This window comes from Metallococcus carri (assembly GCF_011440275.1).
GTDB classification, from domain to species: Bacteria; Actinomycetota; Actinomycetes; order Actinomycetales; family Dermatophilaceae; genus Metallococcus; species Metallococcus carri.
In genome coordinates this window covers 149,786-171,700 of record NZ_JAAOIV010000001.1, presented here as the reverse complement: position 1 = coordinate 171,700, position 21,915 = coordinate 149,786, and the positions used below count along the sequence as shown (strand labels likewise).

Below are 21,915 nucleotides of genomic sequence, written 5' to 3'. Positions count from 1 at the left end.
CCGGCGCCAGGGGCGCAACGGCAGGCTGTGGAGAACGCCGATCAGGGGCGAGCAGAGCCTGTGGACAAGGTCGCCATCGCGCTCAGCCGGCGCAACCCTTCCTCCAGGACGGAGCGTTGCTTGCAAAACGCGAAACGCACCAATCCCGTTGCGGCAGAGGGGGAATCATGGAAAGCCGAGACGGGCACCGCCGCCACGCCGACCCGGGTGGGCAGCTCACGACACAGCGCCAGCGCGTCGGCGCCCCACGGCGAACAATCCGCGATGACGAAATAACCACCCGCCGGCACCGCCACCGACAGCCCGAGGTCGCGCAAGCCCCCGACCAACAGGTCGCGGCGAGACCGCATCGATTCGGCGAAGCCGGTGAAATAGGAGTTCGGCAACCGCAACCCCGCCGCGATCGCCGGCTGGAACGGACCGCTGCCCACGAAGGTCAGGAACTGCTTGACCGTCCGCACCGCCGAAATCGCCTCCACCGGGCCGTGCACCCACCCGACCTTCCAGCCGGTCGTGGCGAAGGTTTTGCCGCCGGAGGAGATGGTGAGGGTGCGCTCCGGCATACCGGGCAGGCTCGCGATCGGCAGGTGAGCCCCGTCGTAGACCAGGTGCTCGTAGACCTCGTCGGTCACCACCCAGGCGTCGTGTTCGCGGGCCAGCGCCGCGATGAGGTCGAGTTCGGCGCGGGTGAAGACCTTGCCGGTCGGATTGTGCGGAGTGTTGAGCAACACCAGCTTCGTCCGCGGCGAGAAGGCGGCACGCAGCGAGTCCTCGTCGACCGCAAAGTCGGGGAACCGCAGCACCGAGGTGCGGCGAACGGCACCGGCGAGCGCGATCGAGGCGGCATACGAGTCGTAATAGGGCTCGAAGGTGACCACTTCGTCGCCCACCTCGCACAGCGCGAGGATCGTGGCGGCGATCGCCTCGGTCGCCCCGACCGTGACCAGCACCTCGGTCGCCGGGTCGACCGACAGCCCCCAGAATCTCGCCTGGTGTTCGGCGATCGCCTCCCGCAGCGCAGGTATGCCGATGCCGGGCGGGTATTGGTTCTCTCCCGCCTCGATCGCGTGAACGGCGGCTGACAGCACCTCGGGTGGCCCGTCGGTGTCGGGGAAACCCTGGCCGAGGTTGACGGCTGCGGCTGCGGCGGCGCGCTGGGTCATCTCGGCGAAGACCGTCTCGCCGAAGCCTTGCATGCGGGCCACCAGTGGGGAATCCATGGACGCCACGGTAGGACGGCTTCAGGTCGCGTGCGCGTCGGCGTGCGCGATATGGGCCAGCTGGCGCCAGACCAGCACCAGCGTGAGGCCCGATCCGACGAAGGCAAACCAGAAGGGCGCCGCGAGGCCCCAGACCTGCGCGATCCAGCCGCCGAGACCCTGCCCGACGAGCAGGCCGGCGACCAGCCCGGTGACATAGACGCTGCCGACCCGGCCCTGGAATTCGGTCGGCACCGCCCGCTGCCGCACGGTCTGCCCGAGCGTGCCCCAGACGAAGGCGTAGGCGCCGAAGATCACCATGATCACCATCGCCACCCAGGGGATCGTCGTGAGCGCGAGCGCCAGGTGGGTCAGCACTTCCAGGGTCAGGCAGATCCGCATCAGGGTGGCGAGCGGCACCCGACGCTCGAGCCAGTCGTAACTCACCGTGCCGAGCAGGCCACCGATGGCAACCATCGTCGTGAGCAGGCCATAGCCGACCGTCCCGATGTGCAACCGGTCGAGCGCCCACAACACCAGCACCGACCAGGCCGCGCCCCAGGTGATGTTGAAGACGAAGATGATCAGCGCGAGCGTGCGCACTGCCGCGTTGGACCACAGCCAGCGGATGCCGTCGACGATGTCCTGCCGCACGTGGGTGTCGACCTGCTCGCGGCCGCGGGCGGACGGCAGCCGGATCCGGGAGATCAGCACCACGCCGAGCGCTACGGCGAGCGCCTGCACCGAGAAGGGCACGACGTGGCCGACGGCGAACAGGAACGCCCCGATCGGCGGGCCGACCAGCTGGTTGGCGGTGAGGAAACCCGCCTGCAGGCGGGCGTTGCCGATGCCGAGGTCGGCCTTGTCCACCAGCATCGGCAGCAAGGTGCGCGAGGCCGAGTCGCTGAACACTTCGGCGGTGCCGGCCAGGAAGAGGGCGGCATACACCCACCCGATCGACACGGTCCCGGTGGCGATCACCACGCACAGGCCGAGCACGACGCACGCGCGCGCCAGATCAGCCGCGATGACGGTGCGGCGGCGGTCCCAGCGGTCGGCGAACGCGCCGGCGTGCAGGCCGAAGAGGAGATAGGGGAGGCGTTCGAGGATCGCGGCCAGTGCGACAAGCACGGCATTGCGGGTCTGGGAGGCGACCAGCAGCGGTCCGGCGGCCAGCACGATCCCGTCGCCGATATTGGCGGTCCAGGAGGAGGCGACCAGCCAGCGAAAGCCTGCTCCCATGCGCGCGGGCAGGACGGCTTCGAGCAGGCTCACGAGCACGAGAACCTACCGGGCGCGCAGCGGCCGTGGCGAACGGATTTCCGCGAAACGACGCGGATCCCGTACGATGAAGCCACGGCCCAGCATGTCTGGGTCGAATTCGCGTGTCCCGTCCCGTTTCGTGCGGAGCGAGCTCCTGGTCCCGGCCCCGGCCGGGTGGGGCCTGCTGGGGCACCAGGAAACAACTGGAAACCTTCACACGAAAGGACTTCGGCATGGCCGTCGTCACGATGCGCCAGCTCCTCGAGAGCGGCGTCCACTTCGGGCACCAGACCCGTCGCTGGAACCCCAAGATGAAGCGCTTCATCATGACCGAGCGCAATGGCATCTACATCATCGACCTGCAGCAGTCGCTCACCTACCTGAACGACGCCTTCGAGTTCATCAAGCAGACCGTGTCGCACGGCGGCACGATCCTGTTCGTCGGCACCAAGAAGCAGGCCCAGGAGTCGATCGCCGAGCAGGCGACCCGGGTCGGTATGCCGTACGTCAACTACCGCTGGCTCGGCGGCATGCTGACCAACTTCAACACCATCCACAAGCGTCTCGCGCGCCTGAAGGAGCTCGAGGAGATCGACTTCGAGGACGTGGCCGGTTCGGGTCACACCAAGAAGGAACTGCTCATCCTGCAGCGCGAGAAGGACAAGCTGGAGCGCACCCTGGGTGGCGTCCGCGACATGAACAAGGTGCCGTCGGCCGTGTGGGTCGTCGACACCAAGAAGGAGCACCTCGCGGTCACCGAGGCGCGCAAGCTCAACATCCCGGTCATCGCGATCCTGGACACCAACTGCGACCCGGACGAGGTCGACTACAAGATCCCGGGCAATGACGACGCGATCCGCTCGGTCACGTTGCTCACCCGCGTGGTCGCCGACGCGGTCGCCGAGGGCCTCATCGCCCGCTCCGGTGGCGGCTCCGGTGCGGCCGAGACCGCCGAGCCGATGGCCGAGTGGGAGCGCGAGCTGCTCGCCTCGCAGGACGCCGCGGACCAGACCGATGTCGTGACCGGCCCGACCTCCACCAAGGAGGCCGCCGACGCGACCGCCGCCGCGGATGTCGTCGACCCGGCCGAGCAGACCGCGGTCGCCGAGGCGACCGAGAAGGCCGCCGAAGAGCTGTCCTGACCCACCGCAGAACCACTTCGCGAAGGAGCGAAATACCGTATGGCGAACTACACCGCCGCTGACATCAAGGCGCTGCGGGAGTCCACCGGCGCCGGCATGCTCGACGTCAAGAAGGCGCTCGATGAGGCCGACGGCGACCAGGCCAAGGCCACCGAGATCCTGCGGGTCAAGGGCCTGAAGGGCGTCACCAAGCGCGAGGGCCGCACCACCGAGAACGGCCTGGTCGCGGCCAAGGCCGATGGTGGCGTGGGCACGCTGGTCGAGGTCTTGTGCGAGACCGACTTCGTCGCCAAGGGCGAGAAGTTCATCGCGCTGGCCGACCGGGTGCTGGAGCAGGCGGTGGCCACCAAGGCGGCCGACGCCCCGGCGCTGCTGGAGTCCGACCTGGACGGCCAGACGGTGCAGGCGATGCTCGACGACGCCAACGCGACGATCGGCGAGAAGATCGTCGTCAACCGCGTCGCACGGCTCGAGGGCGACACCGTCGTGTCCTATCTGCACAAGACCAGCCCCGACCTGCCCGCGCAGATCGGCGTGCTGGTGGCCGTGACCGGTGACGACGCCCAGACCGCGCGTGACATCGCGATGCACATCGCCGCGTTCAGCCCCTCGGTGCTGAACCGCGAGGACATCGACGAGGACACCGTGGCCAACGAGCGCCGCGTCGCCGAGGCGACCGCTCGCGAGGAGGGCAAGCCCGAGCAGGCGCTGCCCAAGATCATCGAGGGTCGCGTCAACGGTTACTTCAAGGAGAACGTGCTGCTGGAGCAGCCGTTCGCCAAGGACGCCAAGAAGACCGTCGCCAAGGTCGCCGAAGAGGCGGGTTTGACGGTGACGGGTTTCGCGCGCTTCAAGGTCGGCGTCTGACGAAACACGCAGCGAAGGTTGTCGGCGAGCGGAGCGAGTCGGCGGCCGGAGCGGAGTGTGAGGAAGACGCCAGAAGGTGTGGCGTCTGACGAAACACGCAGCGGAGGTTGTCGGCGAGCGGAGCGAGTCGGCGGCCGGAGCGGAGTGTGAGGAAGACGTCAGAAGGTGTGGCGTCTGACGAAACACGCAGCGAAGGTTGTCGGCGAGCGGAGCGAGTCGGCGGCCGGAGCGGAGTGTGAGGAAGACGCCAGAAGACACGGCGTGTAACACCTCTGTTGAAGGGCCGGTCATCGTTCGCGGTGACCGGCCCTTCGTCATACCTGCGGGGTTGGTTTCGGCAGGATGGGCGCATGCGCCGCGAGTATGTCGAGCTGTTTGACGTCGACCCTGACCGCGTCCACCTCAACCACGGCGCCTTCGGTGCGGTGCCCCGGTCGGTGCGTGCGGTTCAGCGAACTTGGTCGGACCGGATCGAACGCAACCCGCTGCGCTTCATGCGCGGACCGGTGTATGCCGAACTCGTCGCCGTCCGCGCCCGCGTGGCCGATTTCGTCGGTGTGCCCGATGGCGCAATTGCGTTGGTGCGCAACGTTTCCGAGGCGTTCGGAGCGGTCGTCGAGGCGGTCGGCATACGCGAAGGGGACGAGGTGGTGGTGAGCGAGCACGGTTACCCGACGGTCGCCTGGGCGGTGCGAGCGCGCGGTGCGACCGTGCGCACGGTGAGCTTCGATCTGGACGCGACCGACGAGGAAATCGTGGCGGCGTTCTCCGCCGCGGTCGGCGAGCGGACCAGGCTCGTGTGCATCGACGACATCACCTCGCCCACGGCGATCCGGCTGCCGACCCGAGCCGTCGCCGAGGCGGTCGCTCCCGTGCCGGTCTACGTCGATGCGGCGCACGCGGCCGGCACCACGCAGGTCGACATCGAGGGGTCCGGCGCGACCTTCTGGGCGACGAATCTGCACAAGTGGTGTTACACCCCGCGCGGCACCGGAGCCTTCTGGGTTGCCGCGGATTGGCGCGATCGGGTGCGCCCGGCGGTCACCAGCTGGACTGCCGAGGAGGGCTTTCCGGCGAGCTTCGAGTTCCCCGGCACGGTCGACTTCACACCCTTCCTCGCGATCCCGGCCGGGCTGGACTTCTGGGCCGAGCACGGTGGCCTGGCGATCGCCGAACGGTCCCGGCGGATGCTCGCCGACGCGGCGATCGAGCTCTCGGCGCGCCTGCGGGATCTTGGTGCGCCCGAGCACCCAGCGGACTGGCCACGTCGCACGGCGCCCACGATGCGCGTGGTCGAACTGCCGCCGGGCTGGGTCACCCAGGACAACCGGCAGCAGCGCTACGAGCAGTTGAGCGACCAGGGCATCGAGTGCCCGCCGATGTTCTTCGGCGAGCGGTCGCTGATCCGGTTCGCCGGTCAGCTCTACACCGAGCCCGAGGACTACCGCAGGTTGGGCGACGCGCTCACCGGCCCGGCCGACATGACCCGATTGGCCGTCACGACGACGCGGCCGTCCTTGTAGCGCGTCACGATCGACTTCTCGAACCGCTGCACGACCGTGCCGTCCACGCTGACATTGGTCTCGGTCGTCGGGTAGCCGAGTTTGGCCTCGCCACCCAGGGAGTCGAAGGTCGGGGTCATCGCCCACTTGATGACATGGGCGCCGGTCTTGCTCGACCAGAACAATCGGCCGGGGACGAAGCCCTGCTTGAGACCGGTCGTGCCGAACGGGCTCGTCATACCGGTCCGGGTCTCCCAGACCGGATAGCCGAACCGGGACTTTCCACCTGCGGTGTTGTAGACCGAGTACATCTGGCCGGCGATGCCGTAGGTGCCGCGGCTGCTGCTGATGATCGCGCCCTTGGCGAAGGGCACCCACTGCGAGGTCGCGGTGTAGGCCGCCTGCACCGCCAGCGGGCTGCCGTAGCTGCCGCTCGCCCCGCCGCTGCGGGTCCACAGGTCACCGATCGTGCCGTAGGGCAGGATCGCCTCGTTGATGTACTTCTGCGCGGTCGCCTGCGCCTGGTCGTAGCGATAGGGGTATGCCGACCGCTCCACCATCTGGGCGAGGGTGCCAGGGGTGGACGCCTTGCTTTCCAGGGGCAGCGCGACGTCGATCCACTTGTTGACCTGGTAGTCGACATTGCGCAATTGCTCGTAGGTGCCCCAGCCCATCGACGGGCGCATCTGGAAGATGCCGATCGAGTCGGCGTCGCCGCAGTCGAGGTTGTTCAGCCAGGACTCCACCCAGCCGGCCTCGAACATGCCGAGCATGACCTTCTGGGACACATTGCGGGCGTCGGCGATCGCGTACATGCGCCGGGTGACGTTGATGTCGCGGGTGGTCGGGTAGGTGTAGCAGGCAAGCACGCTGGCTCCGGCGGTGCGGATGCCGTTGGCGTTGTAGGCACTGGCGTGGCCGGGATCGGCGAAGGCCGGCGAGCTGCCAGCGGCGGTGAGAGCAACGACGGTGGCGGTGAGCAGACCGGTTCGGCGCACGGCAACTCCTGGAGACGGGGGACCTCAGGCGGCGACACGCCGCGGCGAGACTTGACGGGTGATGCAGATGTGGTAGTTGAGGCGCGACCACTGTGCCAGCGTTGGGCCCAGCAGGCAACCTCGTCAGGGAAGTCCGGGCTGGGTGTGGAAGGATGCGCCCGACCCCGACGCGAGGAGCCCCCATGACCGAGCAGCCCAGCCGCGGCCATCAGACCCGAGTCCTGTTGAAGCTCTCCGGCGAAGTCTTCGGTGGCGGCAGCATCGGCGTATCACCGGACACGGTGCGCGCCATCGCGGGGCAGATCGCCGATGCCGTGCGCGACGGAGTGCAGGTCGGCGTCGTGATCGGCGGTGGCAACTTCTTCCGCGGCGCCGAGCTGCAGCAGCGCGGCATGGACCGCACCCGCGCCGACTACATGGGCATGCTCGGCACGGTGATGAATTGCCTTGCGCTGCAGGACTTCCTGGAGAAGGACGGCATTGACACCCGCGTGCAGACCGCGATCACGATGGGCCAGGTCGCCGAGCCGTATATCCCGCGCCGCGCCATACGTCACCTGGAGAAGGGGCGCGTGGTCATCTTCGGTGCCGGAGCCGGTATGCCGTTCTTCTCCACCGACACCGTCAGCGCCCAGCGCGCCCTGGAGACCAAATGCGACCGGCTGCTCATCGCCAAGAGCGGCGTCGACGGGGTCTACTCGGCCGATCCGAAGCAGGACCCCTCGGCGACCAAATACGACGAACTCACCTTCGCCGAGGCGCTCGCCAACAACATCCGCATCGTCGATGCCGCGGCCTTCAGCCTGTGCCAGGAGAACAAGCTCGACATGCTGGTCTTCGGCATGGAGGGCGAGGGGAATATCACCCGGGCCCTGCGGGGTGAGAGGATCGGCACATTGGTCACCGCGCCCTGACGGCGCCACTGACCACATCGTCACGTCACGAACGAGGAGTCGACACCCCATGGACGGCAGCATCGAAGAGAGCCTGCTCGAGGCCGAGGAGAAGATGGAGAAGGCCGTCGAGGTCGCCAAGGAGGACTTCGGGGCGATCCGCACCGGCCGGGCCAATGCCGCCATGTTCAACAAGCTGCTGGTCGACTACTACGGTGCGCCGACCCCGCTGCAGCAGCTCGCGTCCTTCCAGACGCCCGAGGCGCGGATGATCCTGATCGCGCCCTTCGACAAGTCGTCCATGTCGGCGATCGAGAAGTCGCTGCGCGAGTCCGATCTCGGGGTCAACCCGAGCAACGACGGCAATGTCATCCGGGTCGTCCTGCCGCAGCTCACCGAGGAGCGCCGCAAGGACTACATCAAGATGGCCCGCAGCAAGGCCGAGGAGGCCCGCGTCTCGGTCCGCAACATCCGCCGCAAGGCCAAGGAAGACATCGACAAGGCCGTCAAGGACGGCGACGTCGGCGAGGACGAGGGCAGCCGCGCGGAGAAGGACCTGGAGTCGACGACCAAGAAGTATGTCGACGCCGTGGACGTGCTGCTCAAGCACAAGGAAGCCGAACTCCTCGAGGTCTGAGGCTCGATGACCTCCGAGGGCACCCCCACCCGCGGCGAGCGCCGGGCGCAGCGGGCGGCCCGTCCGGTGGCGATCAACCCCACGCCGCGGGCGGGACGCAATCTGTATGCCGCGATCGGCACCGGCGCGCTGCTCGGGCTGATCATCGTCGGCTCGCTGTTCTGGCGCAAAGAGTTGTTCGTCGTCGTCGCGACGATCGCCTCGGTGATCGGCGCCTGGGAGTTCCTGCGCGCCCTGGGCGAACGCGATATCACCCCGCCCGCGGTGCCGACCCTGGCCGGTGCCGCCGTGGTGCCGCCCGTCGCCTATTTCTTCGGTGCAGAGGCGCTGGCACCGGCGGTCCTGCTGGTCGTGCTGGCGATCCTCGCGTGGCGTTCGCTCGGTGATCCGCGCGATGCCGCCGCGGATGTCGCCGGCGGCGCGTTCATCACGCTCTATGTGCCCGCGCTGGTGTCCTTCGCGATGCTGTTGTTGCAGGCCGACGACGGGCCCTGGCGGGTGGTCACCTTCGTGGTCGTCACGGTCTGTTCGGACATCGGCGGGTATGCCGTGGGCGTCGTCGCTGGCCGCCATCCGATGGCTCCGACGGTGTCGCCCAAGAAGTCCTGGGAGGGTTTCGCCGGCTCGGTGCTGTTCACCGTCGTCGGCGGCGCGCTCACGGTGCACTACCTGCTGCAGGGCCGGTGGTGGGTCGGTGCGATCCTCGGTGTGCTGGTTGTCGTGGCCGCGACGATCGGCGACCTGTGTGAGTCGATGCTCAAGCGCGACCTGGGGATCAAGGACATGTCCAACCTCATCCCCGGCCACGGTGGGATCATGGACCGGCTCGACTCACTCGTCATCGCGGTGCCGGTGGTGTGGGCCGTGCTCACTCCGTTCGTTCCCGTGTCTTAGGTGCTGCATGCCGACTGATCTGCCCGAACCCGCGCTACGTCCCGCCCCGGGGCAGCTGACCTTCGCCGCGCCGCGGCGCGGGAAGCCCCCGCAGCATCTCGCCGATCTGGACGACGCGGGCCGCAAGGCAGCAGTGGAAGCCTTGGGGCACAAGGGTTTTCGGGCCAAGCAACTCTCGACCCATTACTTCCAGCATCTGGTCGACGAGCCCGCGGCGATGACCGACCTGCCCAAGGACGGCCGCGAGGAACTGGTCGGTGCGCTGCTGCCGCAGTTGCTCACGCCGGTGCGCTCGGTGCAGGCCGACGACGGACGCACGATCAAGCAGGTCTGGCGGTTGTTCGACGGAGTTCTCGTGGAGTCGGTGCTGATGCGCTACCCCGGCCGGGTGACGATGTGCATCTCCAGTCAGGCGGGTTGTGGGATGAACTGCCCGTTCTGCGCCACCGGGCAGGAGGGTCTGACCCGCAATCTGACGACTGCCGAGATCGTGGCGCAGGTCGTCGCCGGCGGACGGATGCTGCGTGATGGTGCCCTCGCCGGTGGCGGCGGCGAGGACGGCGACCAGGCCTTGCGCGTGTCCAATGTCGTGTTCATGGGCATGGGCGAGGCGCTCGCGAACTACCGGCAGGCGGTCAATGCGATCCGCCGGATGGTCGACCCGGTGCCCTCCGGCCTGGGCATGAGCGCTCGCGGCCTGACGATGTCGACGGTCGGGCTGGTGCCGGCGATCGACAAGCTCGCAGCCGAGGGCATCCCGGTGACCCTGGCGCTCAGCCTGCACGCCCCGGACGACGAATTGCGCGACGAGCTGGTGCCGATCAACACCCGCTGGAAGGTCGACGAGGCGCTCGATGCCGCCCGCCGCTATTTCGACGCGACCGGTCGCCGGGTGTCGATCGAATACGCCCTGATCCGCGACATCAACGACCAGGCGTGGCGAGCGGACCTGTTGGGGGACAAGCTGGTTCAGCGTGGCAAGGGTTGGGTGCACGTCAACCCGATCCCGCTCAACCCGACCCCAGGGTCGAAGTGGACCGCCTCCCGCACCGGGGTCGAGCAGCAGTTCGTGGAGCGGCTGCGGGCGCACGGCATACCGACGACGATCCGCGACACCCGCGGCTCGGACATCGACGGGGCCTGCGGTCAGCTGGCGGCCTCGACCGCCTGATCCTTACGTCGTCCGTCGGCGTGAGCTCAAGTCGCTTCTTGCACGGATCGACGCCACCGACGCGCATTTGGTGTTCGATCGCGACGTCACGATGGAGCGATACGACCGTCGGCTGTTGTCATCGCTGCCGCCTCATGCGCGGCCGACCTATGTCCACCATGATCGCCATGAAGAGCCGCTCCTAGCGTTCCCTGATGTCATTGCTTGGTGCTGGGCTAGGTGTCCGGATTGGCGGCATCGCCTGGAGACATCAGCTGGCGGCCTCAACCGCCTGAGCGATCACCGCGATTGCTTCGGCCGGTGAGTCGACGAGGTGCACCACCGGGCCGAGCGGGGAGCCTTGACCGAGGGCCTGCAGCGCCGGCCAGACCGGCACGTCGGTCGTCCACTGGCGCCGGCCGACCAGCACCAGCGGCGACAGCGGGACATCGGGCGATGCGTAATAGCGCGGGGTCACCGCCTGGAAGATCTCCTGCACCGTGCCGGCCGCGCCGGGCATCACGATGATGCCGCCGGTGCACACCTGCAGCAGCAGATCCTCGCGCAGGGCGTTGCTGAAGAACTTCGCGATCATTCCGGCGAACAGGTTGGGCGGCTCGTGCCCGTAGAACCAGGTCGGTATGCCGAGTGAGGCGGCCTCGTCGACCGCGTCGCCCCATCGATCGCGCAGCTGCCAGGCGACCTTGGCCCAGGCGTCGATGCTCGGCCGGAAGTCCGGAACCTTTGCCAGCTCGGTGAGGGCAAGGTCGAGCTGGGCCGAATCGCGTTGCAGCGCACCGAGATTGGCGGCTTCCATCGCCCCCGGCCCACCACCGGTAGCGATCCCCAAGCCACGGTTGGCGAGGTCGCGCGCGAGCCGAGCGGTGTCGGCATACTCCGTCGTCCCGCGGGCGACGGCGTGACCGCCCATGATGCCGACGATCAGTCGTCCGTCGGCGAACTCGCGCAAGGCGTCGCTGATGCCGTCGTCATGGATCGCACGCTGCAGGGTGATGTAGGCGTCCTGCGCCACCGAGGGGTCCTTGAACCACGCATAGGCGCGCGCGTCCGGAGTGGTGGGATAGCCGCGGTCGGGGAGCCCGGCATACAGGTCGCGGTAGGTGTAAAGGTGGGCCCGGTAGGTGTCGATCGGCAGCGACGGGTCTTCGGCGAAGACGAACGCACCGTGGCTGCGCAGGTGGACCTCCAGCCGCTGCGAGCACTGGCCGCCGAGGACGACCAGACCACGCAAGTCGCCGCGGGCCAGCAACTGGCTCTCACAGACGGTCAGGTCGAGATCCTGGAAGCGCAGGCCGTGCAGGCTGCGTCCGGACGCGAGCACGGTGCGCAACTGGTCGGCGGTCTCGACCTCGATCGGTGGCATGGGGTCAGTTCATCATGCGGGCTGTCGGCCCGGCCCGATAACGTCGCCGACGTGATCACCACCCTCGCCGTGTCGGGTTATCGCTCGCTGCGCGATGTCGTGCTGCCGCTCGCGCCGCTCACCGTGGTGACCGGCGCCAATGGCACCGGCAAGTCCTCGCTCTACCGCGCGCTCCGGCTGCTCGCCGACTGCGGCACCGGTGATGTGATCGGCTCCCTCGCCCGGGAAGGCGGGCTGCAGTCGGTGCTGTGGGCCGGGCCGGAGACGCTCGCCGGCGCTCGTCGGGAGGGCGTGGTGCAGGGCACGATGCGCAAGGAGCGGATCAGCCTGCGGCTCGGCTGCGCGACCGACGATTTCGGCTATCTCATCGACCTCGGGCTGCCGGTGCCGTCGAGTTCGCTCTTCGACCGGGACCCCGAGATCAAGCGCGAGGTGGTCTGGAGCGGGGCGGTGATGCGCCCGGCGACCGCGCTGGTGCAGCGGACGCGGCGGCTCGCGCGGTGCCGCGAGGAGTCGGGTTGGGTGGAGCTCACCGATGCGCTGCCGAGCTTCCGCAGCATGCTGACCGAGTTCAGCGATCACGAACGCTGGCCCGAGCTCGCCGCGGTGCGCAGCCAGCTGCGGTCATGGCGGTTCTATGACGGATTCCGTTGCGACAGTGAGGCTCCCGCCCGGCTGCCGCAGGTCGGCACCCGCTCGCCAGTGCTCGCGGGTGATGGCGCCAACCTCGCCGCAACGGTGCAGACCACGATCGAGTCGGGGCACACCGACTTCGCCGAGACGATCGCCGAGGCGCTCGACGGCTCGCGGCCGGAGGTCGTCTCGCGTGACGGCGTCTTCGAGCTGGTGCTGCACCAGCCGGGAATGCTGCGGCCGCTGCGCGCGTCCGAGCTGTCCGACGGCACGCTGCGCTTCATCCTGTGGGCGGCGGCGCTGACCAGCGTGCACCGGCCGAGCCTGATGGTGCTGAATGAGCCGGAGAGCTCGATCCACCCTTCGCTGCTGCCGGCGCTCGCTGAGCTGATGACCCGGGTGGCCCGGCATACCCAACTCATCGTCGTCTCGCATGCGGGCGAACTGGTCGACCACCTCGGCGCGAAGCCGTTCGACGGTGAGATCGACGGGTCGGCCGTGCGGTTCGAGTTGGCCAAGGATCTCGGTGAGACGCGGGTCGAGGGCATGGGCATGCTGACGACGCCGAGCTGGGAGTGGGGCAAGCGTTGATTTAGGTGCTCGGTCGGGGAGTGCGACCGAGCACGAGCACGGCGACGGCGATGCAGATCGCGATGACCGCTCCGAGGTAGCCGAGCATCGCGAAGCCCGAGTGCTGCAGGATCGCCCCTGCACCTGCTCCCGCGGCGGCACCCGCCAAACCCATCGCGAGATCGGCAAACCCTTGTGCCGCAGGCCGTTTCGCGAGCGGTATGGCGTTGGTGAGCATCGTCGACCCGGACACAAGCGTGCCGGACCAGCCGACGCCAACGAGGAAGAGCGCGACCGCGAGTCGGGCGGACATCCCCTCCTGGGTGGTGGCCGCGAGCAAGCCGCCGCTGAGCAGGATCGCCGCTGCACCGAGGGCGACGACCGGGCCACCGAAGCGGTCGACCAGCCAGCCGGTGACCGGGGAGAAGGCGTACATGCCGAGGATGTGCCCGCTGATCACCAGGCCGATGAGCCGCAGGCTGGCGCCGCCGTGGTCCATGTGCAGCGGCGTCATGACCATCACCGAGATCATTACCGCGTGCCCGAGGGCGGTGGTGAGCATCCCGCACAGCGCTCGCCGGTCGGACAGCACCGCCCGGATGCCGGTGCGCAACGAGCCGTCGGCCGCGGGAGCGGTCGTGCCGGCCGGGTCGCGGTCGAGCTCGCGCGCGGCGAGCAGCGGGTCGGGGCGCAGCAGCAGGGTCAGCACGACGAGCGCCAGCACGAAGCCGAGCGTGGCGAGCACGAACGAGCCGGTGAGGCGCGGCAGGTGCAGCGCCCGGCCCACCGATTCGCCCGGGCCGACCAGATTGGGCCCGAGCACCGAGCCGATAGTGGCCGCCCACACCACCAACGACAGGTCGCGGCCGCGATGCTGCGCGCTGGCCAGGTCGGCTCCGGCATACCTCGCCTGGCTGTTGGCAGTCGTCGCGCCGCCGAAGAGCAGGGCGCCGAGCAGCATCAGCGGGAACGACCTCGCGGCGGCCGCGAGCACGATGACGATCGCTCCCAGGACGGCGAGCGCATACCCGAGGCTGAGCCCGGCGCGGCGGCCCCGGCGGGCCGACAGAGCGGCGACCGGCACGGTGATGAGCGCGCCGCCGAGCACCTGCGCCGTCGTGCCGAGGCCGGAGAGGGTTTCCGAGCCGGACAGCCGCAGCGCCAGCAACGCCATCACGGCGATGCCGCTGGCGACGCCCACCCCACCGCAGACCTGGGAGGCGACGAGGGTGCGCACGGTGCGGCGCTGCAACTGCTCGCGGTCGATCGTCATGGCAACTGCCTACCGCATGCTCGCGGTGCTTGGATGGGGAGGTATGACGAACGCGTACCGGGCGGCATACGACCTGAGCAGATCCGACCCCGAGCGGTTCTGGCTGGATGCGGCGAAGGCGATCAACTGGATCAACCCGCCCAAGCGGGCGCTCGACGACAGCCGGCCGCCGTTCTACCGCTGGTTCCCCGATGCGCGCCTCAACGTCTGTTTCAACGCGCTCGACCGGCATGTGATCGCTGGGCGGGCCGATCAGCCGGCGCTGATCTACGACAGCCCGGTCACCGACACCGTCACGACCTTCACGTATGCCGAGCTGCTCGAGTTGGTCGGTCGCGCGGCGGGAGTGCTGCGCGATCTTGGTGTGCGACAAGGGGATCGGGTCGTCGTCTACCTGCCGATGATCCCCGAGGCCGTCATCACCATGCTGGCCTGCGCGCGCATCGGTGCGGTGCACTCGGTCGTCTTCGGCGGGTTCGCGCCGGCTGAGCTCGCCGCCCGGATCGACGACGCGCGACCGACGGTCGTGGTGACGGCGTCCGGGGGCGTGGAGCGCACGCGCGTCATCCCCTACAAGCCGATGGTCGACGAGGCGATCGAGCGGGCGCGACACAAGCCGGACCGAGTCCTGGTCGTGCAGCGTCCGCAAGTCGAGGCCGAGATGGGGGAGCGGGATGTCGACTGGGCGACCGCGATGCGGCCCGGCGCCGTCGAACCGGCCGGTTGCGTGCCGGTCGCCGCGACCGACCCCCTCTATGTGCTCTACACCTCGGGCACGACGGGCAAGCCGAAGGGCATCGTGCGCGACAGCGGCGGCTATGCCGTGGCGCTGCAGTATTCGATGACCCACCTCTACGGCATGCAGCCGGGCGATGTGTGGTTCACCGCCTCCGACGTCGGGTGGGTGGTCGGCCACTCCTATATCGTCTACGCACCGCTCATCGTCGGCTGCACGACGGTGCTCTTCGAGGGCAAGCCGGTCGGCACACCGGATGCGTCGACCTTCTGGCGGATCGTGCAGCAGCACCGGGTGCGGGGCATGTTCACCGCGCCGACCGCGTTGCGGGCGATCAAGAAGGAGGACCCGTCCGGCGAGCTGCTCAAGGCGCACGACACCTCCTCGCTGCAGACGCTCTTCATGGCCGGCGAGCGGCTCGACCCGGACACCTGGCAGTGGGCCACCGACATGCTCGGCGTGCCGGTGGTCGACAACTGGTGGCAGACCGAGACCGGGTGGCCGATCGCCATCAATCCCGTTGGGCTGCAACGACTTCCGATCAAACCCGGCTCGGCGACCGTGCCGTCGCCCGGGTATGACGTGCGCGTGCTCGACGAGCGTGGTGAGCAGTGTCCACCCGGGACCGAGGGCGCGGTGTGCATCAAGCTGCCGCTGCCACCGGGGACGTTGCCCACCTTGTGGGGCGATGACGAGCGGTATGTCTCGTCATATCTGTCGGCCTACGACGGTTACTACCTGACCGGGGACGGCGGCTACATCGACGACGACGGTTATGTCTTCGTGCTGGGTCGCACCGACGACGTGCTCAATGTCGCGGGCCACCGGCTGTCGACCGGTGGCATCGAGGCGGCGCTGTCGTCGCACCCGGCCGTGGCCGAGTGCGCGGTGATCGGCGTCCGGGACCAGCTCAAGGGGCAGGTGCCGCGGGCATTGGTGGTGCTCAAGGCCGGTGAGCAGTGGTCGACCCTCACCGACGATCAGCTCGACACCCTGCGCAGTGAGCTCGGCGCGGTCGTGCGCGAGCAGGTCGGGGCGATCGCCACGCTGCAGCAGGTCGACATCGTGCCCGCTCTGCCCAAGACGCGCTCGGGCAAGATCCTGCGCAAGACGATGCGGCAGCTGGCCGACGGTGACGAGGCGCTGGTGCCCAGCACGATCGAGGACGCCTCGGTGCTCAACGACCTCCGCCCCGTCCTGCACCCGTAGCGCTTCCGCGGTTAGTGCGACCAGCGTGCCGCGCTAAGCGGGAGCGTGCATCGCGCCAAAACCGGTGTCCCACAGGCGATCTGCCAGGCGGTAGGCCGCCAGAGCCCACGGCGCGAGGCGTTCGCCGGGGGCGAGCGCCAGCGGGGTGAACCGCACCAGCGCGCCCTGGGACGCGGGGCCGAGCTCAAGCACACCGACGCTCGTCTCGCCGTCCTGCTGGAGCGTGAGTTCGTCGGCCGAGCCGGTCACGCAGACCGTCTGCGTCTCTGTCGGGCGGATCGTCGAGGTGGCCAGGTATGCCGAGCCCAACCGCGCCTCGTCGGCCGCCGCCACCAGCGCGGCCTCGACGCGCTGCACCGGCAACGGCAACCCGCCGCCCAGCCGGGCCTGCCGGTCGAGGTCGACCAGCGGGACCTCCGGCATACCTCTGCCGAGGGTGGACAAGCCGCCGGAGAACCTCGGGTTGAGTTCGTGCGGGCGGAAGCCGTCAGCGGTGAGGATGCCGTCGATGCCGAAGGCGCCGCGATAACCGTGCTCTCGGGACAGATAGTCACCCACGTGGCGCGCGGCAGCGCGCATCTCATTGCGCTCAGCCACCGACGGATCCCACCACGAGGAGATGCCGGCCTGGCGGAAGGTGCCGGACCCGACCGGGCGCAGCATCACCAACTCCACCGGCCGCAGCACAATGACGCCGTCGTCGGTGACGATGCCGTGGATGCTGCAGGTGACGCCCTCCAGGAAGGGCATCACCCGGGCCCGGTCACTGCCGTCCAGCACCACCATCGCCGCGTCGACCTGCGCGGCATCGGTCACATCGCGGACCCAGCGCACCCGGGCCGCGCCGCCATTGACGCCACGTGACGCGTCCGCCGACCAGACTGTCCCGGCGCCGTGGTCGAGTCGAGCAGCGCTGTCGCACAACGCTTTTCGGTCGACATCGACGACCTCCTCCGGCGCGTGTGCAATGCCGGCGCCCGACCAGATCTGCCGGCTCAGCGTCTTGTCCTCGAGCTTCTCCTGCTCGGCCGACCGGTTGCCGACGGTCGGCCGCCCACAGAAGCTCGCAGCAGGCGCCGGGACTGACAGCAGGACGATCGCCGAGCGCTCGGGATCGTGGGCCTCCACAGCCGTGCGCACCCGTGCCGGCGGCTCGGTCAGCAGCGCGGACCACGCCTGTAGTTCGTCCACGACATCCCGCGCTTCGAGCGAGCCGGCCCGCACCACCGTGACGGACCCCTCGGCTGGCAGCTCGCCGGTGCCGTCACCCCAGGTCACGACCAGGATCGGGCCGGCGCCGTCGTCCTGCAGCCCGGGCAGCAGGCGGGTGGTCGCGGCCAGCACGGGCGCGACGATGATGACCGGACGGGCGTGCACCAGGTCGCGCCGCTGGTCTCGGGCCCACTCGCTGAGCGTCCTGAGGTCCGCTGCAAGGTTGCCGTTCACGTGCGGCAGCTTATGCCGAGGTTTTGCCGGCCTCGATCGTAAAGCCTTGTGCGACAAGGCGATCGGCATACGGCCGGCCCAACGCGGTGGCCGGCGTGAACAGCCCACCACGACGCCCGGCGGGCAGCGGCAGCTCGTCGCGCTGCAGAGCGAGTGCGAGGCCCGCCTCGCCGAGCATGACCGCGGTGGCGGCATAACCCGGGTCACCCTGAGCCGCGACCACCGACTGATACCGCGCGCCGGAGGTCGTCGTCGACCGGGCGTCCATGCGGAAGTATCCCTTCGCCCGGGCCTGCGCCGACGGCCCTTCACCCGGCGACGGCGCGACGCGGTCGACGACCGGCCGCAGGAAGGGCACGGCGATCGCGCCCATCATCGCGCCGAGCCCGCCGAGCACGGCATACGCCGTGGCGCGACCCTTGAGGCCGTCGCCGGTGCGCATCAGCTCGCGATAGCGGAACCCGCGTCCGTAGCGGTGGCCGAGCAGCGCATTGCTGCGGCGCACGACCCGCGTGTTGTATGACGCCATCACGAAAGGCGCTGTCCACGAACGGATTTCGTCACTGTATGCCGCCGTCGCACCGTCGCGATACTCCCCGCTGGGCTCGGCACCCCGGTCCGGGCTGAGGGCGAATTTGTCCAGCACGATCCGGCGCTTGTCCTTGGACCCACGCATCTCGTCGGCCTGGCCGATCGCCGACGCGACGGTGCCACCGCTGGCACCACCCTTGATCGTCGCGTAGAGCGTGGTCTCGGTGAGTTCGCCGTCGCCGGCGTGCGAGGCGGCATCGGCCAGGAAGAGCACGGCCAGATCGGACGGCACCGAGTCGAAGCCGCAGGACGGCACGATGCGCGCCCCGCTCGCCTCGGCGGCGGCGTCGAACCGGTCGACGGCCTCGCGGTGGAAGAGCACCTCACCGGTGAGGTCGACGTAATCGGTGCCGGTGGTGGCGCACGCCTCGACCAGCGGGAGACCGTATTTCGCATAAGGCCCGACCGTCGTGATCACCACTCGGGTGCGCTCGGCCATCGCCCGCAGACTCGCCGGATCGGACGAATCCGCAATGACGACAGGCCAATCCGGCGCGCCCGGCAGATCGGCCAGCACCTGGCGCAGCTTCGACTCGGACCGGCCGGCCAGGGCGATCCGGACGGTCGCCGGAGCGTGTTCGGCCAGATGGGCGGCGGTGAGGGCGCCCACGAAACCGGTGGCGCCGAACAGGACGATGTCGAACTCGCGAGAGGTCATGCGGGCCATCCTCGCAGCCGCCACGTGTCAGGCGAGCGGCGCCTGAGAATCCGCCCGGGTGGCGAGATCGTGCAGCTCGAGGACAGCACCCGACACCGCGTCGGGCGGCGGCCCCTGCACGGCCAGCAGGTGACAACCGGCGAACTCCTGCCGCTCGCGTTCGTAGCGATCGATCCACGCGGCGAGCGCCCGTTCGTCACGCGCCGGCCACCCGGGATAGCGCGGGAAGGACCGCGTGAGTCGCCACGGCTTGGGCGTCAGCCGGGCCCGGAAGCAGTCATACGCGCCGCACAGCCGCAGGTAGACCGGGTCGGTCTGCAGGCTGGTGAGAACCGAGGTGGTCGCCGGTGAGGACGGTGTCAGACCCGACCCGGTGATGAGCACCCGCAAGCCGGCGGCGGTGCGATAGGTGCGCACGCCCCAGCCCGGGTTGGTGTTAGCGAAGCGGCGGATGCGTTCGATCGCCGGACCCGGGTCGGGCTCCTTGGTCTTGCGGAACAGGCCGCGGTGCTGCGGGGACAGGTCGACATCGGCGACCACGACGCGCTCGGTGGCGAGCACGTGCGCGCCATACCGATTGCGAGTCACCAGGCCGACCAGTTCTCCTTCGACGACCAACCGGTGCAGCACCGGCTCGCGCAGAGGCGCCCGGTCGTAGTAGCGCTCAGCCGGCCGTTTGCCCGACAGGATCAGCTCGCGCATGCGCGAAAGGCGCTGTGCTGCAACGGATCGAGCATCATCGGGCGAGGTGTCGGACCACCCCCACACCTGCACGGCAGGCGTGGGGGAGGAGGCCGACTCCCAATAGCGCGGCGGCTCCTGCATGGGTCAGAGGATGTCCCAGGCGCGGGTCAGCACATCGCGCAGCTTCTGTTCCATCTCGTCGAATTCCGCCTGGCCGCAGATCAGCGGCGGCGCGAGCTGGACGACCGGGTCGCCACGGTCGTCGGCGCGGCAGTAGAGGCCGGCGTCGAAGAGCGCCTTGGACAGGAAGCCGCGCAGCATCCGCTCGGCCTCGTCCTCGTTGAAGGTCTCGCGGGTCTCCTTGTCCTTCACCAGCTCGATGCCGTAGAAGAACCCCTCGCCGCGCACGTCACCGACGATCGGCAGGTCGTGCAGCTTCTCTAGCGTGCGCCGGAAGGCCGGGCCCTGTTCCTTCACGTGCTGGTTCAAGCCCTCGCGCTCGAAGATGTCGAGATTGGCCAGCGCGACCGCCGAGGAGACCGGGTGGCCACCGAAGGTGTAGCCGTGCGGGAACGACGTCGTGCCGTGCTTGAACGGCTCGAACAGCCGGTCGCTCGCGATCATCGCGCCGATCGGGGAGTAGCCCGAGGTCATGCCCTTGGCGCAGGTGATGATGTCGGGCACATAACCGAAGTCCTCGCAGGCGAACATCGACCCGATCCGCCCGAACGCGCAGATGGTCTCGTCCGACACCAGCAGCACGTCGTATTCGTCGCAGATCTCGCGCACCCGCTCGAAGTAGCCGGGCGGCGGCGGGAAGCAGCCACCGGCGTTCTGCACCGGCTCGAGGAAGACGGCCGCGACGGTGTCCGGCCCCTCGAACTCGATCGCCTCGGCGATGCGGTCGGCGGCCCAGCGCCCGAAGGCCTTCGGGTCCTCGCGCAGTTCCGGCGCCGCGCGGTAGATGTTGGTGTTGGGCACCTTGAAGCCGCCCGGCACCAGCGGCTCGAACATCTCCTTCAGTGGCGGCAGACCGGTGATCGACAGCGCACCCTGGGGCGTGCCGTGGTAGGCGATCGAACGGCTGATCACCTTGTGCTTCAACGGTTTTCCGACCAGCTTGAAGTACTGCTTGGCAAGCTTCCAGGCCGACTCGACGGCCTCGCCGCCACCGGTGGTGAAGAACACCCGGTTGAGGTCGCCCGGAGCGTATGCCGCGAGCCGCTCGGCCAGGTCGATCGCCGCAGGTGTCGCGTAGGACCAGAGCGGGAAGAACGCCAGCCGCTGGGCCTGGTCGGCCGCGGCCCGCGCGAGCTCCTCGCGGCCGTGGCCGACCTGCACGACGAACAGGCCGGAGAGCCCGTCGAGATAGCGCTTGCCCTCGGAGTCCTCGATGTAGGCGCCCTCGCCGCGGACGATCGTCGGCATATGTATGCCGAGTCCGCCGGCTTCCTTGGGCTCGTAGACCGAGTGCCGGGTGAAGTGGCCCCACAGGTGGTCGCGGGCGGCCTCCCAGCGGGGCGTGCCCTGCGGGGTCACCGCTGCCTGCGGGTCGTGGGTGGTGATCTGGTGGTCGGTGGCGGTCATCGCGCTCCCCAGTCGTAGCGTTGTTTGGTGAGTTTGAGGTAGTTGAAGGTTTCGGTGTGGCTCACCCCGTCGACGCCGCGCAACCGGTTGACGAGCAGGTCGAGCAGGTGGTCGTCGTCCTCGCAGACCACCTCGACCAGCAGGTCGAAGCGGCCGGCGGTGACCACGACATACGCCACCTCGGGCAGTTCGGCGAGGGCGTCGGCGACGGTCAGCGCGTCGCCGTCGGTCACGACGCCGACCATCGCCTGGCGGTGGAAGCCGACTTGGGCGGGGTCGGTGACGGCGACGATCTGCACGATCTCGGCGTCGATCAGCCGCTGCACGCGCTGCCGGACGGCCGCCTCGGACAGGCCCACGTCGCGGGCGATGGCCGAATAGGACGCCCGGCCGTCGCGCTGCAGGTGCGCCACGATGGCCTTCGACGGTTCGTCGAGGACATCGCGTCCGCCATTGCGGATTCCCTCAGTCATACCGGCATGTTGGCACGAAATTCGTACCTCAACAACCTTTTCATCGGCGAAATTCGTGGTTAGGCTACGAGAAGATGGCGCAGGTCACACCTGTGCCCCCACCCGAGCAGTGCACGACGAGGAGGT

Annotated in this window: 19 protein-coding genes; 9 read left to right on the top strand and 10 right to left on the bottom strand. The window is 69.1% G+C overall.

Annotated elements, in window-relative coordinates; translation table 11 throughout:
• Positions 1-41 precede the first annotated feature (41 nt).
• The gene (locus tag G9U51_RS00840; protein ID WP_166191810.1) at positions 42-1,220 is read right to left on the bottom strand and encodes a pyridoxal phosphate-dependent aminotransferase; all 1,179 of its coding nucleotides are present in this window, start codon (positions 1,218-1,220) and stop codon (positions 42-44) included.
• Between the two features lie 21 nt (positions 1,221-1,241).
• Positions 1,242-2,441, bottom strand: coding sequence for an MFS transporter (locus tag G9U51_RS00835; RefSeq protein WP_166192594.1), 1,200 nt, complete (start codon positions 2,439-2,441; stop codon positions 1,242-1,244).
• A 254-nt stretch (positions 2,442-2,695) separates the two neighbouring features.
• Here G9U51_RS00835 and rpsB point away from each other — a divergent pair, with 254 nt between their 5' ends.
• The 3 genes from rpsB (at position 2,696) to G9U51_RS00820 (ending at position 5,994) form a co-directional block, all read left to right on the top strand.
• Positions 2,696-3,604: a 30S ribosomal protein S2 gene (gene rpsB / locus G9U51_RS00830; protein ID WP_166191807.1), complete on the top strand. Its 909-nt coding sequence runs from the start codon at positions 2,696-2,698 to the stop codon at positions 3,602-3,604.
• A gap of 39 nt (positions 3,605-3,643) precedes the next feature.
• Positions 3,644-4,471, top strand: a complete 828-nt coding sequence (tsf, locus tag G9U51_RS00825) for a translation elongation factor Ts (protein WP_166191804.1) — start codon at positions 3,644-3,646, stop codon at positions 4,469-4,471.
• 350 nt (positions 4,472-4,821) lie between these two features.
• Positions 4,822-5,994: an aminotransferase class V-fold PLP-dependent enzyme gene (locus G9U51_RS00820; protein ID WP_166191801.1), complete on the top strand. Its 1,173-nt coding sequence runs from the start codon at positions 4,822-4,824 to the stop codon at positions 5,992-5,994.
• Here G9U51_RS00820 and G9U51_RS00815 read toward each other — a convergent pair.
• Positions 5,913-6,971, bottom strand: coding sequence for an LGFP repeat-containing protein (locus G9U51_RS00815; protein WP_166191798.1), 1,059 nt, complete (start codon positions 6,969-6,971; stop codon positions 5,913-5,915). The two genes, G9U51_RS00820 and G9U51_RS00815, sit on opposite strands and share 82 nt — an antisense overlap.
• 182 nt (positions 6,972-7,153) lie before the next feature.
• Here G9U51_RS00815 and pyrH point away from each other — a divergent pair, with 182 nt between their 5' ends.
• Genes pyrH through rlmN form a run of 4 tightly spaced genes read left to right on the top strand, consistent with a single transcriptional unit; the run spans position 7,154 to position 10,566 of the window.
• On the top strand, positions 7,154-7,885 hold the full coding sequence (pyrH, locus tag G9U51_RS00810) for a UMP kinase (protein ID WP_166191795.1): 732 nt from the start codon (positions 7,154-7,156) through the stop codon (positions 7,883-7,885).
• 49 nt (positions 7,886-7,934) lie between these two features.
• On the top strand, positions 7,935-8,501 hold the full coding sequence (gene frr / locus G9U51_RS00805) for a ribosome recycling factor (RefSeq protein WP_166191792.1): 567 nt from the start codon (positions 7,935-7,937) through the stop codon (positions 8,499-8,501).
• 6 nt (positions 8,502-8,507) lie between these two features.
• Entirely contained in the window at positions 8,508-9,395 is an 888-nt protein-coding gene (locus G9U51_RS00800; protein WP_166191789.1) for a phosphatidate cytidylyltransferase, read from the top strand.
• A 7-nt stretch (positions 9,396-9,402) separates the two neighbouring features.
• The gene (gene rlmN, locus G9U51_RS00795; protein WP_166191786.1) at positions 9,403-10,566 is read left to right on the top strand and encodes a 23S rRNA (adenine(2503)-C(2))-methyltransferase RlmN; all 1,164 of its coding nucleotides are present in this window, start codon (positions 9,403-9,405) and stop codon (positions 10,564-10,566) included.
• Positions 10,567-10,816: 250 nt separating this feature from the next.
• On the opposite strand, the gene G9U51_RS00790 is transcribed toward rlmN, so the two are convergent.
• Positions 10,817-11,929, bottom strand: a complete 1,113-nt coding sequence (locus G9U51_RS00790) for an LOG family protein (protein WP_166191783.1) — start codon at positions 11,927-11,929, stop codon at positions 10,817-10,819.
• Positions 11,930-11,980: 51 nt separating this feature from the next.
• Between G9U51_RS00790 and G9U51_RS00785 the strand changes: the two genes are divergently transcribed.
• Positions 11,981-13,153 carry an AAA family ATPase gene (locus G9U51_RS00785; RefSeq protein ID WP_166191780.1) on the top strand — a complete coding sequence of 391 codons (1,173 nt, stop codon included), beginning with the start codon at positions 11,981-11,983 and terminating at the stop codon, positions 13,151-13,153.
• Position 13,154: 1 nt separating this feature from the next.
• Here G9U51_RS00785 and G9U51_RS00780 read toward each other — a convergent pair whose 3' ends face one another.
• Positions 13,155-14,405 (bottom strand): MFS transporter, encoded by a 1,251-nt coding sequence (locus G9U51_RS00780; RefSeq protein WP_166191777.1) that lies wholly within the window; start codon positions 14,403-14,405, stop codon positions 13,155-13,157.
• 43 nt (positions 14,406-14,448) lie between these two features.
• Between G9U51_RS00780 and G9U51_RS00775 the strand changes: the two genes are divergently transcribed.
• On the top strand, positions 14,449-16,350 hold the full coding sequence (locus G9U51_RS00775) for an acetate--CoA ligase (RefSeq protein ID WP_166191774.1): 1,902 nt from the start codon (positions 14,449-14,451) through the stop codon (positions 16,348-16,350).
• Between the two features lie 33 nt (positions 16,351-16,383).
• Here G9U51_RS00775 and G9U51_RS00770 read toward each other — a convergent pair whose 3' ends face one another.
• From G9U51_RS00770 to G9U51_RS00750, 5 genes are read right to left on the bottom strand one after another with little or no spacing between them, the layout of a single operon-like run.
• Positions 16,384-17,796 carry an ATP-grasp domain-containing protein gene (locus G9U51_RS00770; RefSeq protein WP_166191771.1) on the bottom strand — a complete coding sequence of 471 codons (1,413 nt, stop codon included), beginning with the start codon at positions 17,794-17,796 and terminating at the stop codon, positions 16,384-16,386.
• A 10-nt stretch (positions 17,797-17,806) separates the two neighbouring features.
• Positions 17,807-19,045 carry a saccharopine dehydrogenase family protein gene (locus tag G9U51_RS00765; protein ID WP_166191768.1) on the bottom strand — a complete coding sequence of 413 codons (1,239 nt, stop codon included), beginning with the start codon at positions 19,043-19,045 and terminating at the stop codon, positions 17,807-17,809.
• Between the two features lie 27 nt (positions 19,046-19,072).
• Complete coding sequence (locus G9U51_RS00760) at positions 19,073-19,870, bottom strand: hypothetical protein (RefSeq protein ID WP_166191765.1); 798 nt, start codon at positions 19,868-19,870, stop codon at positions 19,073-19,075.
• Between the two features lie 3 nt (positions 19,871-19,873).
• Positions 19,874-21,316: an aspartate aminotransferase family protein gene (locus G9U51_RS00755; protein ID WP_166191762.1), complete on the bottom strand. Its 1,443-nt coding sequence runs from the start codon at positions 21,314-21,316 to the stop codon at positions 19,874-19,876.
• Positions 21,313-21,789, bottom strand: coding sequence for an Lrp/AsnC family transcriptional regulator (locus tag G9U51_RS00750; protein WP_166191759.1), 477 nt, complete (start codon positions 21,787-21,789; stop codon positions 21,313-21,315). The genes G9U51_RS00755 and G9U51_RS00750 overlap by 4 nt, the downstream gene beginning before the upstream one ends.
• Between the last annotated feature and the right edge of the window lie 126 nt (positions 21,790-21,915).

What these genes read in the sequence shown, in the direction of transcription:
- G9U51_RS00840 (WP_166191810.1), bottom strand. Translation starts at nt 1,220, where the DNA reads ATGGATTCCCCACTGGTGGCCCGCATGCAAGGCTTCGGCGAGACGGTC.
- G9U51_RS00835 (WP_166192594.1), bottom strand. Translation starts at nt 2,441, where the DNA reads ATGGGAGCAGGCTTTCGCTGGCTGGTCGCCTCCTCCTGGACCGCCAAT.
- rpsB (WP_166191807.1), top strand. Translation starts at nt 2,696, where the DNA reads ATGGCCGTCGTCACGATGCGCCAGCTCCTCGAGAGCGGCGTCCACTTC.
- tsf (WP_166191804.1), top strand. Translation starts at nt 3,644, where the DNA reads ATGGCGAACTACACCGCCGCTGACATCAAGGCGCTGCGGGAGTCCACC.
- G9U51_RS00820 (WP_166191801.1), top strand. Translation starts at nt 4,822, where the DNA reads ATGCGCCGCGAGTATGTCGAGCTGTTTGACGTCGACCCTGACCGCGTC.
- pyrH (WP_166191795.1), top strand. Translation starts at nt 7,154, where the DNA reads ATGACCGAGCAGCCCAGCCGCGGCCATCAGACCCGAGTCCTGTTGAAG.
- frr (WP_166191792.1), top strand. Translation starts at nt 7,935, where the DNA reads ATGGACGGCAGCATCGAAGAGAGCCTGCTCGAGGCCGAGGAGAAGATG.
- G9U51_RS00800 (WP_166191789.1), top strand. Translation starts at nt 8,508, where the DNA reads ATGACCTCCGAGGGCACCCCCACCCGCGGCGAGCGCCGGGCGCAGCGG.
- rlmN (WP_166191786.1), top strand. Translation starts at nt 9,403, where the DNA reads ATGCCGACTGATCTGCCCGAACCCGCGCTACGTCCCGCCCCGGGGCAG.
- G9U51_RS00790 (WP_166191783.1), bottom strand. Translation starts at nt 11,929, where the DNA reads ATGCCACCGATCGAGGTCGAGACCGCCGACCAGTTGCGCACCGTGCTC.
- G9U51_RS00780 (WP_166191777.1), bottom strand. Translation starts at nt 14,405, where the DNA reads ATGACGATCGACCGCGAGCAGTTGCAGCGCCGCACCGTGCGCACCCTC.
- G9U51_RS00775 (WP_166191774.1), top strand. Translation starts at nt 14,449, where the DNA reads ATGACGAACGCGTACCGGGCGGCATACGACCTGAGCAGATCCGACCCC.
- G9U51_RS00765 (WP_166191768.1), bottom strand. Translation starts at nt 19,045, where the DNA reads ATGACCTCTCGCGAGTTCGACATCGTCCTGTTCGGCGCCACCGGTTTC.
- G9U51_RS00760 (WP_166191765.1), bottom strand. Translation starts at nt 19,870, where the DNA reads ATGCAGGAGCCGCCGCGCTATTGGGAGTCGGCCTCCTCCCCCACGCCT.
- G9U51_RS00755 (WP_166191762.1), bottom strand. Translation starts at nt 21,316, where the DNA reads ATGACCGCCACCGACCACCAGATCACCACCCACGACCCGCAGGCAGCG.
- G9U51_RS00750 (WP_166191759.1), bottom strand. Translation starts at nt 21,789, where the DNA reads ATGACTGAGGGAATCCGCAATGGCGGACGCGATGTCCTCGACGAACCG.